This is a genomic window from Streptococcus sp. HMSC056C01, assembly GCF_001811305.1.
GTDB lineage: Bacteria > Bacillota > Bacilli > Lactobacillales > Streptococcaceae > Streptococcus.
In genome coordinates, this window is record NZ_KV804199.1 from 12,346 (window position 1) to 25,034 (window position 12,689).

A 12,689-nucleotide genomic window follows, 5' to 3' on the forward strand; every position below is an offset into this window, starting at 1 on the left:
ATGAAATATTCAAAAGCATTGAGAGAATGTATAGAAAGTGCCTTTCTGGTCGCAAGTCATTTTGGGGCAGAATACCTAGAGTCATGGCACCTATTGATTGCTATGGCCAATCATGGTTACAGTGTGGCTGGGGCGACTTTAAACGAATTTCCCTATGAGATTGATCGTCTGGAGGAAGTTGCTGTAGAGCTGACTGAAACAAAGTATAGCGATAAGGAACATTATCAGGAGCTGCCTTTTTCACACCGGTTGAAGGTATTGTTGTTGGAAGCAGAGCACGTTGCTTCTGTCGTACATGCCAAGGTATTGGGAACAGAGCATGTTCTTTATGCTATCTTACATGATGGCAATGCCTTAGCTACTCGCATTTTAGAAAAAGCGGGATTTTCTTACGAAGATCAGAAGGATCAGGTCAAGATTGCTGGACTTCGTCGAAGTCTTGAAGCGCGTGCTGGTTGGACTAGAGAAGATTTGAAGGCCCTTCGCCAGCGTCATCGTACGGTAGCGGATAAGCAAAATTCCATGGCTAATATGATGGGTATGCCTCAGACACCAAGTGGAGGTTTGGAAGATTATACGCATGACCTTACGGAGCAAGCTCGTTCGGGTAAATTGGAACCAGTCATCGGGCGCGACCAAGAAATCTCTCGTATGATTCAAATCTTGAGCCGTAAGACAAAAAATAATCCAGTCCTAGTTGGAGATGCAGGTGTCGGTAAAACAGCTCTAGCACTTGGTCTTGCTCAACGTATTGCCAACGGGGATGTACCTGATGAAATGGCTAAGATGCGAGTTTTAGAACTTGATTTGATGAATGTGGTTGCGGGAACTCGTTTCCGTGGTGACTTTGAAGAACGTATGAACAATATCATCAAAGATATTGAGGAAGATGGAAAGGTCATCCTCTTTATCGATGAGCTTCATACCATTATGGGGTCGGGAAGTGGGATTGATTCGACCTTGGATGCGGCCAATATCTTGAAACCTGCCTTGGCACGTGGAACTCTGAGAACTGTCGGTGCGACCACTCAGGAAGAGTATCAAAAGCACATCGAAAAAGATGCAGCCCTTTCTCGTCGCTTTGCAAAAGTGATGATTGAAGAGCCAAGTTTAGCAGATAGTATGGCTATTTTGCAGGGCTTGAAAGCAACTTACGAGAAACACCACCATGTCCAAATTACAGACGATGCAGTAGAAACAGCTGTCAAAATGGCACATCGTTATTTGACGAGTCGTCATTTGCCAGACTCAGCAATCGATCTTTTGGATGAAGCAGCTGCAACAGTGCAAAATAAATCGAAACACGCTAAACAAGATGAGTCAGGTTTAACACCAGCTGATAAGGCCTTGATGGATGGTAAATGGAAGCAAGCTGCTCAACTCATTGCAAAAGAACAGGAAGTTCCAGTCTATAAAGATTTGGTGACAGAATCAGATATTTTGACCACCTTGAGTCGCTTGTCAGGTATTCCAGTTCAAAAATTGACCCAAACAGATGCCAAGAAATATCTCAATCTTGAAGCTGAACTGCATAAGCGTGTTATCGGACAGGAACAAGCTGTATCTAGTATCAGTCGTGCCATTCGCCGAAATCAATCGGGTATTCGCAATAACAAACGTCCAATTGGCTCCTTTATGTTCCTAGGACCAACAGGTGTTGGTAAGACTGAGTTGGCCAAGGCCTTGGCGGAAGTTCTCTTTGATGATGAGTCTGCTCTTATCCGCTTTGACATGAGTGAATATATGGAAAAATTCGCAGCCAGCCGTCTTAACGGAGCTCCTCCAGGTTATGTAGGCTACGAAGAAGGTGGAGAGTTGACCGAGAAGGTTCGTAACAAACCGTACTCAGTCTTGCTCTTTGACGAGGTAGAGAAGGCTCACCCAGACATCTTTAACGTGCTCTTGCAAGTCTTGGATGATGGTGTCTTGACAGACAGTAAGGGTCGCAAGGTTGACTTCTCCAATACCATCATCATCATGACTTCAAACCTTGGTGCGACAGCTCTTCGTGATGATAAGACAGTCGGTTTTGGAGCTAAGGATATTCGTTTTGACCAAGAAAATATGGAAAAACGGATGTTTGAGGAGCTGAAAAAGGCTTATCGTCCAGAGTTTATCAACCGTATTGATGAGAAGGTAGTCTTCCATAGCTTGTCAAGTCAAGATATGCAGGAAGTAGTTAAGATTATGGTCAAACCATTGATTGCAAGCTTGGCAGAAAAAGGAATTGACTTGAAACTCCAAGCATCTGCCCTAAAACTTCTAGCTCAGCAAGGCTATGATCCAGAGATGGGGGCTCGTCCACTTCGTAGAACTTTGCAAACGGAAGTAGAAGACAAGCTAGCAGAGCTTCTCCTTAAAGGTGAATTGGAAGCTGGAAAGACTCTGAAAATTGGTGTTAAAGCTGGTCAATTAAAATTTGAGATTGTTTAAAAATGTGAGGTTGGAACAGATTGTTTCAACCTCTTTTTTGAAAAGTTGTTGCCCAAATAGCTACTTGGATTGTGCATTTGTTTTGAGGATTTCAAAGCAGAATGCTACTGATCAGGTTTTGCATAGCAAGTAAAAAAATCTTATCATGTAGCAATGTTTTTATAAAAAATAATAAAAAAGTGTTGACAAAGATAGAAAGATGAATTATAATACAAAATATAAAAAGTTATAAAAAGGTTGAACAGATATGAAAAAGAGTATAGCGGTGGTTTTTGGCACCTTTGCTCCCTTACATCAAGGGCATATTGATTTAATCCAAAGAGCAAAACGTCAATGTGATGCTGTATGGGTGGTAGTTTCAGGTTATAAGGGAGATCGTGGTGAACAGGTGGGACTTACACTACAAAAGAGATTTCGCTATATTCGTGAAGCTTTTCGAGATGATGAATTGACCTCTGTTTGTAAACTTGACGAAACCAATATTCCACGCTATCCAATGGGCTGGCAGGAATGGTTGGATCAGATGTTGCAGGCCATTTCCTATGACCAGACTAGTGAGGAACTTATCTTTTTTGTAGGAGAGTCCGAATACCAACAAGAATTGTCAAAACGTGGTTTTGAGACTGTTCTACAGGAAAGAAAATTTGGAATTTCGGCTACCATGATTCGAGAAAATCCAAGCAAATATTGGAAATATATCGCTCAACCTTTCCGCCGTCAGTTTACGAAAAAAGTGTTGATTATGGGAAGTGCTAGTAATGGGAAAACAACTCTAGCCAAGGATTTAGCTCGCTTCTATGATGCGCCAGTCAGTCTGGAATATGCTCGTGAGTATCAGATAAAAAATAACGTCCGAGATGATGAGCTTACTCCAAAAGACTATTATTACCTTCTATTGGGGCAATATGATCAAACTTCCAAGTTAATCGATAGTAATGCTAATCGAGGCTTGGTCATTGCAGACACCAACTCATTGGTAACCAAGGGTTATTACGATTACTACATGGAAACTGAAGAGCAGGGGGACTTGTCCGTAGAAACCTTTGATAATCTCTTCGTTTCCATCTTAGCCAAGGAAAAGTGGGATTTAATCCTCTTTGTGCAACCTGTCGGCTCTTATGTCAATGATGGTTTTCGAGACATGACCATGGCAGAAGACCATATCCGTCATAGTTTTTCTCAGCATTTGGATATGATGAGGGAGCAATACCTAGCCAATATCCCTCATGTTTATCTAGCTGATGACTATCTAGGAAATTATGAAGCAGCAAAAGTAGCTATCGATGCTATTTAGCAAGCAGATTAGGAGAAGAAAATGAAAAAAATAACTGAAAAAATTACTCGATTTATCGCAAACTTTAAAAATGTTCACGCAGAAGCTCGTAAAATTGGTTTTGCAGGAGTTATGCGTTTGCTATGGAAAGACCTCTTTGTAGGACGTAGTCTTTTCCAGTGGCTCTATTTGATTGTTTTATCAAGTGTCCCTCTTATTCTGGAGTTTACACAAAACACGGAAAGTCATGACTGGATTGGTCTCTTGGCCTCTTGGACAGGGATTGTCTGCGTTATCTTAGTAGCTGAAGGTCGAGCTAGTAACTACCTTTTTGGAGCTATTAACTCTGCAATTTATTTGGTCCTAGCTATGAATGCGACTTTCTACGGTGAAGTATTGACTACAGTTTATTTCTTTGTGATGCAGCCTATTGGTCTCTATACTTGGTTGTCTAATCGTATCAATGAGCAAGGAAAACCAGAGGAGTCTCACTTTGAAGCTAAGAAACTTGGTATGATTGATTGGCTCAAATATTTGGCTTTGACAGCCATCATCTGGATTGGTATGGGCTTTGCCTACCAAAGTATCCATAGCGCTCGTCCTTTCCGTGACAGTGTTACAGATGCGACCAATGGTGTTGGTCAGCTCTTGATGACACGTCTTTACCGGGAGCAATGGATTTTCTGGATTGCAACCAATCTCTTTAGTATTTACCTCTGGTGGGGTGAAAATATCCATATCCAAGGTATGTACTGGGTTTACACAATCAATAGTTTAGTCGGTTGGTACCAATGGACAAAAGCTGTCAAGGAGGGATAAGATGACTGAAAGGATAATCCCGGATGGAATGACAGAAAGAGAATATTTTGAGATTCATGCGACTGAGAAGGAATTTTTAGACTGGTACTGCAAACAGGATCTTCCTCAGTATGAAAAACCGAGCGTGACGGTGGATATGGTAGCTTATTGCTTTGTGGAAGGGAAAATCAAACTCTTGCTGATCCGTCGCAAGGCTCATCCTTATCAAAACTGCTTGGCTCTGGTCGGTGGTTTTATGGATAAGAGCGAAGATGCAAGGCATGCTTGCCAGCGTGAAGTGAGAGAGGAGGTTGACCTCGACCTTCCTTTGGAAAAAATCGAACAGTTGATGACAGTGTCTACTCCAGGTCGTGATCCGAGGGGCTGGACGGTTACTATCGCCCACTTGGTGTATCTACCTAGCCGCGCACTTGATCTCGTTCAAGCTGGAGATGATGCCAAGGATGTGGTTTTTGTCGATGTTGATTTTCAGACGGGCAAGTGCTTCCTAGAGGGACTAGAGTTGGAGGAGCAGGCCTTTGCCTTTGACCATTATGCCATTATCCAAGAGTCTATTAAACGAATCCAAGGGCGTCTTGACTGGAATCCGACCTTTCTCTATCTGCTGGAGGAGGAGTTCACTGTTTATGAAGGAACCGAATTGGTCAATCTCATCAACCCAGGACGACCAATCGTCAGCAATAACTTTCTCGTAAAATACGGTGAGTATGTAGAAGAAGTTGGGCTCAAACGAGTGCCTAAAAAGAAGCCAAGAAAAACCTATCGATTGAAATAAAAAGCTTTGGGATAGAAATCGATAGATCAAGTCTCGGTTTCCTAGTCTCAGTCCTGAGAAGTTTTAACAAACGATGGCTGGGTTCAAGTTTGAGAATAGAGAAAATAAAGTTTGCGTCACAAGCCAAGTCAGCTATCGTGTCAAAGGTTTATGATTCATAAAAAATCGAGGTCGGGATTCTTCCCGGCCTCTTTTTGTTGTTATTTTTTGTTTAAGGATGTTTATCTTTTTTAGGATTACTCATAAAACGAATGAATAAATCTTTGTATTTATATTTTAAATAATGTTCGTGTAAGTACATTAGAGCCACATAAACAATCATGAAAATAGTGGTTAAGTAGAACAAATCAAATGTTGTTTGAGCGTAATGAGTAGCAACCCCATAAGAAGAGAAAGCACCAATAATCATCCAAGGAAGATATTTGTAATATTTGCTTGACATAGGCCTACACCTCCAATATCCTATTTCAATTTTATTATATCCCTTCAAGAATAAAAATACAAGCGATTACACTTTTAAAAGATAGCATTTCAGTAAGAAGAATTTTTCTGTTTTTTTAAATTTTTAACGAATAATAAAGATAGGAGGGAAAAGGAAATAAATATACTCAAAAATAATTCTAAAAAATTTTAGATAAATAGTTGACAGATTTAAAAACAAATATTACAATAATGTTACAAAAATATTTCTTAACATTTCAAAAATGTTACAAAGGAGCATAAAATGAAAAATAAAACTTCTATCAAATTAATGGCCGCAACTGTACTCGCTTCAACATTGCTATTGGGGGCTTGTGGTAATAAGAAAGAAAATACCACAAGTGATAGTTCTAGCAAGACAACACAAGCATCTTCTAGTTCTAAGGCAAGTTCTTCAAGTAAAGAGAACAAGACTCAGAAATCCTCAAGTTCAACTTCATCAGAAAAAGCTAAATCATCATCTTCTGAACAGTCAACGACTACTGCTAACCAATCGCAAGCAACACCAGCACCAGAAACAAAACAAAACCAAGAATCTTCTGCTAAGCAAACCCCTTCGCAAGCCCCATCCAATCAACAAGGAACACAAGCAAAACCGAATCAGTCGGCTTATGATCCAGCAACTGATCGCAAACTTCAAGACAAGCAGGCAGAACATAACAAACGTTATAAAGGTGTCTTGACTATGGTGGACAAAGATTTTTCAGCTGCAGCTGGAAATTGGAAGGGTGCTAATGGTGAAACTATCACTGTTTCATCAGGTGGTCAATTTACAGTAGAATCTGCTGATGGCAAGAAAGAAAACTACTCTATTCAAAGCTATTCTTATACCCTTGATGATGGGAAATACAATGCTGAAGTAGGTGGTGGAAAAGTCATCCAAATTACAACAGGTGCAGATGGCACTGTCTCAAGTGTTACTTTGATTAAGCCATAGACTTTAGTATTGAAATAATTTGTTTAAAAATAGTTCAGTTGATGATTATTTACAGCATTCCCAGTTGATAAGATGTCATAAATGAACTTCAGAGATGATACTAACTTAGGAGTATATGTAATCATGTCTCCCTGAACTGACAGTTTTTCACTTAGTTTCTCCGAGAGAAGTGGTATAATGAATGCATTAAAGGGAAACGAGTGATGAATCAATGACGGATCAATTAATTTTACCTCAAAACACACGACTCATGGGAGTGTTTCTTGGCTTTATCGGTGGTTCTTTGGATGTATTCTGTCACATTCAGTATCACAGTTTGGTGGCGACACAGACAGGGAACATTCTCCTACTGATATCAGATTGGCACGACTCACATGTCATCAATACCATGTTGCGATTCTGCTCGATTATATTCTTTTCCCTAGGCTTTCTTTTTGCCTTACACGTGAAAGAATATCGCAAAACAGCCTATTGGCGGGTTAAGATGCTACTTCCCTTATTTATCGGGACCCTTGTTCTGCCCTTCTTTTCTCGTTTTCCTCTATTAGAAGTTCCTTTTATTGCTTTTGGAACAGGCATGATGATGCTAACATTTACGGGTAGTTTGATTGAAGATCATCCCTATGTCATTTTTATGACGTCTGGAAATTACCGAAAAATGTTGACTGCTTTGTATCGCATCGTTAGAGGAGAAGGAGATATTCAAGAATATCGTCGTCAAGCCTTGAACTATGGTATTGTTGTAGGTAGTTTCGTAGTGGGGGCCATTAGCTTGGCTGTATCTATGCATTTTCTCCATGAATGGTCTATCTGGATTGTCAGCTTCAATTTGTTTTTGATTATGGCATACTATATTGCTAGAGTGAAGCAACTAGATTTGCAAGATGAAAATATATAAAAAACGGCAAATCTCAAATTGAGGGATTTGCCAATTTTTATACGTTTATGCTTTCTCTAACTGTAAGAGTGCTTCAATCTCAGCCAGTGTGCTTGCTTGTGAGATAGCTCCACGAAGTTTAGCTGCACCTGATGTTCCACGGAGGTAGTGAGGAGCGAGTCCACGGAATTCACGGACCGCAACCTTTTCTCCCTTGAGGTTAATCAAGCGTTTCAAATGCTCATAGGCGATGTTCATCTTATCTTCAAAGGTTAAATCAGGAAGGATTTCTCCAGTTTCAAAGTAATGATTGATTTGATTGAAGAGATAAGGATTTCCCATAGCTGCGCGTCCAATCATCACGGCATCAGCACCGACTTCTTCGATGCGTTGTTTGGCTTCTTGGACAGTGCGAATGTCACCGTTAGCGATAAATGGAATTTTTGTCAGAGCTTGTGCAACCTTGTGAAGGATCTCGAGGTCAGCGTGACCAGTATACATTTGCTCACGTGTACGGCCATGCATGGCAAGGGCAGAAACACCAGCAGCCTCAGCAGCGAGGGCATTTTCCACAGCTAGAGATGGATCAGACCAGCCTGTACGCATTTTGACAGTGAGAGGGATATCAAGGACAGATTGGACCTTGTTAATGATAGAGTAGATCTTGTCTGGATCCTTGAGCCACATAGCGCCAGCTTCGTTTTTTACGATTTTATTAACTGGGCAACCCATGTTGATATCCACGATATCGGTCTTGGTGTTTTCTTGGATGAATTCTGCTGCGCGTGCTAGGCTGTCTTCATCACTACCAAAAAGTTGGATCGAGACGGGGTTCTCTCCTTCATCGATATGAAGCATGTGCAGAGTTTTTTCGTTGTTGTATTGGATTCCCTTGTCAGAGACCATTTCCATGACAACGAGTCCAGCTCCAAGTTCTTTTGCGATAGTACGGAAGGCGGAGTTGGTCACGCCGGCCATGGGTGCTAAAACGGTACGATTGGGAATCTCAACATTGCCAATCATAAAGGGTGTATTAAGATTTGTCATGGATGAGTTCCTCCAGGTCGTTTTCGTCAAAATTATAAGTAGTTTGGCAGAATTGACAAGTGATTTCTGCCCCGTTGTCTTCGTCCTTCATTTCCTGCAAGTCTGAGCTTGGAAGACTAGAAAGAGCCTTCATAAAACGTTCTTTACTACAGTCACATTGGAAACGAATTTCTTCTTCAGACAGACGTTTGTATGGCTCGTCACCATAGATGGCTTTAAGAAGAGCTTCAATATGGTCTTCACTCTCGAGAAGGGTTGAGATAGCTGGCATTTCTTGGATGCGTTTTTCAAAGCGAGCAATCTCTTCTTCCTTGGCTCCTGGCAAAACTTGAACTAGGAAACCACCTGCAACCTTGACCTTGTCTTCTTCGTCCAAAAGGACATTGAGTCCAACTGCTGACGGAGTTTGCTGGCTTTCTGTCAAGTAGAAGGCAAGATCTTCACCGATTTCTCCAGAGATGAGGGGAGTCATAGAGTTATAAGGATTTCCAGTGCCGTAGTCTGTGATAACGAGAAATTGACCATTTCCGACAAAAGGCCCGACTAGGACTTCGCCAGTTGCAGTTTTTTTGATGTCAACTCCAGGGTTTTGAACGTAACCTTTGACGTTCCCCTTGGTATCTGCGACAGTGATGATGGCACCTAGAGAGCTAGTTCCAAGAACTTTAACCGTTAGCTTGGTATTTCCTTTTTCATTGGCTGCGAGAATCTGGCTGGCGATAAGGGTACGACCAAGTGCTACAGTTGAGCTAGCTTGTGTTTGATGTTTTTCTTGAGCAGTGCGGACAGTTTCAGTGCTATCAAGAACATAAGCACGAAAAGCCCCGCTTTCTGATATAGTTTTAATAATTTTATCCATAGCTACTATTTTAGCATAAAAATGCTCAAAGGGGGAGTGGGGTGTCTACTATCGTTTTAAAGTGATCTGTTTACATCAGTGAAATTATGAAGAAAGAACTAAAATAGGCTAAAATGTGCTCTTTAAAAATGGTAAACAGTTGAAAATGAAGAGACTAAAGTGGTAAAATGGGAACAAGAAAAAATAGTAATTGTTTGTGGGAAAATTGACGGAAATTTACAGAAAAGAAATCGATCATGGATAGAAAGAAACCATTATATATTTTTTTAGGGCAAACGGTCCTGTATTTTATTGTTTTACTGGGTTTGCTTTATTTCTTTAGTTATCTTGGTCAAGGTCAGGGTGGCTTTATCTACAATGAATTTTAACTTTAAGGAGAAAACGAACTGTGTCTAATAAACCGATAAAAGATATGATTGAAGCGATTGAGTACTTCGCCCAAACTCAGCCTAGCTTTCCAGTCTATAATGTTCTTGGTGAGGAACGTACCTATGGTGATTTGAAGGCTGATTCGGATAGTTTGGCTGCAACCATCGATCAACTAGATTTACCTGAAAAATCTCCTGTAGTCGTTTTTGGTGGTCAGGAGTATGAGATGTTAGTTACCTTTGTAGCTCTGACTAAGTCAGGTCATGCCTACATTCCAATTGACAGTCATTCGGCCTTGGAGCGAGTTTCAGCTATTTTAGAAGTGGCAGAGCCAAGTTTGATTATTGCCATCTCAGACTTTCCATTAGAGCAGGTCTCTACACCAATGATGAATCTAGCTCAGGTTCATGAAACCTTTGCTCAAGGGAATAGCTATGAGATGACGCATCCGGTCAAGGGGGATGATAACTACTACATCATCTTTACTTCAGGGACAACTGGAAAACCAAAAGGGGTGCAAATTTCGCATGATAATTTGCTCAGCTTTACCAACTGGATGATTACGGACAAGGAATTTGCGACGCCAGAGCGTCCACAAATGTTGGCGCAACCGCCCTATTCTTTTGACTTGTCTGTCATGTATTGGGCACCGACCTTGGCTCTTGGAGGAACGCTTTTTGCCCTCCCATCAGCCATTACTCAAGACTTCAAACAACTCTTTGCAACTATCTTTTCTCTTCCGATTGCTATTTGGACTTCGACACCATCTTTTGCAGATATGGCCATGTTATCTGAAGATTTCAATGCTGAAAAGATGCCAGGGATCACTCATTTCTACTTTGATGGGGAAGAGTTGACCGTGAAAACCGCTCAGAAATTGCGCGAGCGTTTCCCGAATGCACGCATTATCAATGCTTACGGTCCAACGGAAGCAACAGTTGCTTTGTCAGCAGTCGCTATTACAGATGAGATGTTGGCAACCCTGAAACGTTTACCAATTGGCTACACCAAAGAAGATTCTCCAACCTTTATCATTGATGAGGAAGGGAATAAATTGCCAAACGGAGAGCAAGGGGAGATCATCGTATCTGGTCCAGCTGTTTCAAAAGGCTACATGAACAATTCTGAAAAAACAGCTGAAGCCTTCTTCGAATTTGAAGGTCTGCCAGCCTATCATACGGGAGATGTCGGAACAATGACAGATGAAGGTCTCCTTCTCTATGGTGGACGGATGGACTTCCAGATCAAGTTTAACGGTTACCGCATTGAGCTAGAGGATGTTTCTCAAAACTTGAACAAATCCAAGTACGTTGAATCTGCTGTTGCAGTTCCACGTTACAACAAAGACCACAAGGTTCAAAACCTCTTGGCCTATGTTATCTTAAAAGATGGTGTCAAAGAACAATTTGAGCGCGACATCGATATCACGAAAGCGATCAAGGAAGACTTGGAAGATATTATGATGTCTTACATGATGCCGTCTAAGTTCCTTTACAGAAAGGAATTGCCACTAACTCCAAATGGCAAGATTGACATTAAAGGCTTAATCAATGAGGTAAATAATAGATGATGGAGCTTCTCAAACAGCTTCCTCATATTGAGCCCTATGGAAATCTACAGTACTTTGTCTACGTGATTACCGCTACCTTGCCCATCTTTATCGGTCTTTTTTTCAAAAAACGTTTTGGCTGGTATGAAATATTGGTTAGTCTCTTCTTTATAGTCACTATGTTGACGGGAGGCAAGACCAATCAATTAGCTGCCTTAGGAATCTATCTAATTTGGCAAATGGTACTGGTTCTTTTTTACAAGCAGTATCGAAAAGTCCGAGACGGCAAATGGATTTTCTATCTCGTTAGTCTGTTGTCGTTACTTCCCATCATCTTTGTCAAGGTGCAGCCTGCTATCAATGGAACGCAGTCTTTGCTTGGATTTTTGGGAATTTCTTATTTGACATTTCGTTCGGTAGGAATCATCATCGAACTTCGAGATGGAGTCATTAAGGATTTGAAGATGTGGGAGTATTTGCGTTTTCTTCTCTTTATGCCGACATTTTCAAGTGGTCCTATTGATCGTTTCAAACGTTTTAATGAAAATTATAAGACGATACCAGAGCGCGATGAGTTGCTAGATATGCTAGCTGAGTCAGTTCGATATATCATGTGGGGATTTCTGTATAAATTTATCCTAGCTCATATTTTAGGCGAGATTTTATTACCACCGCTAAAGAATTTAGCTTTACAAACAGGTGGCGTCTTTAACTATTATGTAGTGGCCATCATGTACACATTTGGTTTGGAGCTCTTCTTTGACTTTGCAGGTTACTCTATGTTTGCTCTAGCTATTTCAAATCTGATGGGGATTCGTAGTCCGATCAACTTCAACAAACCCTTTTTATCAAGGGATTTGAAGGAGTTTTGGAATCGCTGGCACATGAGTTTATCCTTCTGGTTCCGTGATTTTGTCTTTATGCGCATGGTCATGGTGATGACGAGAAAGAAGCTCTTTAAGAATCGAAATGTGACCTCAAGTGTCGCCTATATCCTGAACATGCTCCTTATGGGGTTCTGGCATGGGATAACTTGGTTTTACATCGCCTACGGACTCTTTCATGGAGTGGGCTTAGTCATTAATGATGCCTGGGTTCGAAAGAAAAAAACGCTCAATAAAGAACGTAAGAAAGCAGGGCGACCTCCCTTGCCTGAGAATCGCTGGGCTCAGTTGCTTGGCATGGTGATAACCTTCCATGTCGTGATGGTTTCATTCTTAATCTTTTCTGGATTTTTGAATGATTTATGGTTTAAAAAATAAAAGGAATTA

At 40.9% G+C, this 12,689-nt stretch carries 12 protein-coding genes; 9 read left to right on the forward strand and 3 right to left on the reverse strand.

Translation table 11 applies throughout. The annotated features are described in order from the left end of the window. The 4 genes from HMPREF2795_RS04985 (at window position 1) to HMPREF2795_RS05000 (ending at window position 5,300) form a co-directional block, all read left to right on the forward strand. Window positions 1–2,433, forward strand: a complete 2,433-nt coding sequence (locus HMPREF2795_RS04985) for an ATP-dependent Clp protease ATP-binding subunit (RefSeq protein ID WP_075228382.1) — start codon at window positions 1–3, stop codon at window positions 2,431–2,433. Between the two features lie 247 nt (window positions 2,434–2,680). After that, entirely contained in the window at window positions 2,681–3,727 is a 1,047-nt protein-coding gene (locus HMPREF2795_RS04990; protein WP_075228383.1) for an AAA family ATPase, read from the forward strand. 21 nt (window positions 3,728–3,748) lie between these two features. Then, window positions 3,749–4,525, forward strand: coding sequence for a nicotinamide riboside transporter PnuC (pnuC, locus tag HMPREF2795_RS04995; RefSeq protein WP_075228384.1), 777 nt, complete (start codon window positions 3,749–3,751; stop codon window positions 4,523–4,525). 1 nt (window position 4,526) lies between these two features. Then, entirely contained in the window at window positions 4,527–5,300 is a 774-nt protein-coding gene (locus HMPREF2795_RS05000) for an NUDIX domain-containing protein (RefSeq protein WP_075228385.1), read from the forward strand. A gap of 211 nt (window positions 5,301–5,511) precedes the next feature. Here HMPREF2795_RS05000 and HMPREF2795_RS05005 read toward each other — a convergent pair whose 3' ends face one another. After that, window positions 5,512–5,742 carry a hypothetical protein gene (locus HMPREF2795_RS05005; protein WP_045762774.1) on the reverse strand — a complete coding sequence of 77 codons (231 nt, stop codon included), beginning with the start codon at window positions 5,740–5,742 and terminating at the stop codon, window positions 5,512–5,514. Between the two features lie 282 nt (window positions 5,743–6,024). Here HMPREF2795_RS05005 and HMPREF2795_RS05010 point away from each other — a divergent pair, with 282 nt between their 5' ends. Both HMPREF2795_RS05010 and HMPREF2795_RS05015 read left to right on the forward strand, forming a co-directional pair. Further along, window positions 6,025–6,717 carry a hypothetical protein gene (locus tag HMPREF2795_RS05010; protein ID WP_075228386.1) on the forward strand — a complete coding sequence of 231 codons (693 nt, stop codon included), beginning with the start codon at window positions 6,025–6,027 and terminating at the stop codon, window positions 6,715–6,717. A 211-nt stretch (window positions 6,718–6,928) separates the two neighbouring features. Beyond that, a complete protein-coding gene (locus tag HMPREF2795_RS05015; RefSeq protein ID WP_075228387.1) occupies window positions 6,929–7,615 on the forward strand; it encodes a YoaK family protein in 687 nt (228 codons plus the stop codon). Window positions 7,616–7,660: 45 nt separating this feature from the next. On the opposite strand, the gene dusB is transcribed toward HMPREF2795_RS05015, so the two are convergent. Continuing rightward, window positions 7,661–8,641, reverse strand: a complete 981-nt coding sequence (gene dusB, locus HMPREF2795_RS05020; RefSeq protein ID WP_075228388.1) for a tRNA dihydrouridine synthase DusB — start codon at window positions 8,639–8,641, stop codon at window positions 7,661–7,663. Beyond that, window positions 8,628–9,500 carry an Hsp33 family molecular chaperone HslO gene (gene hslO, locus HMPREF2795_RS05025; protein WP_075228389.1) on the reverse strand — a complete coding sequence of 291 codons (873 nt, stop codon included), beginning with the start codon at window positions 9,498–9,500 and terminating at the stop codon, window positions 8,628–8,630. The genes dusB and hslO overlap by 14 nt, the downstream gene beginning before the upstream one ends. 236 nt (window positions 9,501–9,736) lie before the next feature. Between hslO and HMPREF2795_RS05030 the strand changes: the two genes are divergently transcribed. The 3 genes from HMPREF2795_RS05030 to dltB are packed head-to-tail and all read left to right on the forward strand — an operon-like array spanning window position 9,737 to window position 12,680. Then, window positions 9,737–9,868 carry a teichoic acid D-Ala incorporation-associated protein DltX gene (locus tag HMPREF2795_RS05030; RefSeq protein ID WP_000375187.1) on the forward strand — a complete coding sequence of 44 codons (132 nt, stop codon included), beginning with the start codon at window positions 9,737–9,739 and terminating at the stop codon, window positions 9,866–9,868. A gap of 20 nt (window positions 9,869–9,888) precedes the next feature. Then, window positions 9,889–11,439: a D-alanine--poly(phosphoribitol) ligase subunit DltA gene (dltA, locus tag HMPREF2795_RS05035; RefSeq protein WP_007555757.1), complete on the forward strand. Its 1,551-nt coding sequence runs from the start codon at window positions 9,889–9,891 to the stop codon at window positions 11,437–11,439. Then, complete coding sequence (gene dltB / locus HMPREF2795_RS05040; RefSeq protein ID WP_075228390.1) at window positions 11,436–12,680, forward strand: D-alanyl-lipoteichoic acid biosynthesis protein DltB; 1,245 nt, start codon at window positions 11,436–11,438, stop codon at window positions 12,678–12,680. Before dltA ends, dltB begins: the two co-directional genes overlap by 4 nt. Window positions 12,681–12,689: the final 9 nt, after the last annotated feature.

Bases quoted from the DNA above. Each gene is read 5' to 3' on its own strand.
- HMPREF2795_RS05015 (WP_075228387.1), top strand. From the start codon at position 6,929: ATGACGGATCAATTAATTTTACCTCAAAACACACGACTCATGGGAGTG.
- HMPREF2795_RS05005 (WP_045762774.1), bottom strand. From the start codon at position 5,742: ATGTCAAGCAAATATTACAAATATCTTCCTTGGATGATTATTGGTGCT.
- HMPREF2795_RS05000 (WP_075228385.1), top strand. From the start codon at position 4,527: ATGACTGAAAGGATAATCCCGGATGGAATGACAGAAAGAGAATATTTT.
- hslO (WP_075228389.1), bottom strand. From the start codon at position 9,500: ATGGATAAAATTATTAAAACTATATCAGAAAGCGGGGCTTTTCGTGCT.
- dusB (WP_075228388.1), bottom strand. From the start codon at position 8,641: ATGACAAATCTTAATACACCCTTTATGATTGGCAATGTTGAGATTCCC.
- pnuC (WP_075228384.1), top strand. From the start codon at position 3,749: ATGAAAAAAATAACTGAAAAAATTACTCGATTTATCGCAAACTTTAAA.
- HMPREF2795_RS04990 (WP_075228383.1), top strand. From the start codon at position 2,681: ATGAAAAAGAGTATAGCGGTGGTTTTTGGCACCTTTGCTCCCTTACAT.
- HMPREF2795_RS04985 (WP_075228382.1), top strand. From the start codon at position 1: ATGAAATATTCAAAAGCATTGAGAGAATGTATAGAAAGTGCCTTTCTG.
- dltB (WP_075228390.1), top strand. From the start codon at position 11,436: ATGATGGAGCTTCTCAAACAGCTTCCTCATATTGAGCCCTATGGAAAT.
- HMPREF2795_RS05010 (WP_075228386.1), top strand. From the start codon at position 6,025: ATGAAAAATAAAACTTCTATCAAATTAATGGCCGCAACTGTACTCGCT.
- HMPREF2795_RS05030 (WP_000375187.1), top strand. From the start codon at position 9,737: ATGGATAGAAAGAAACCATTATATATTTTTTTAGGGCAAACGGTCCTG.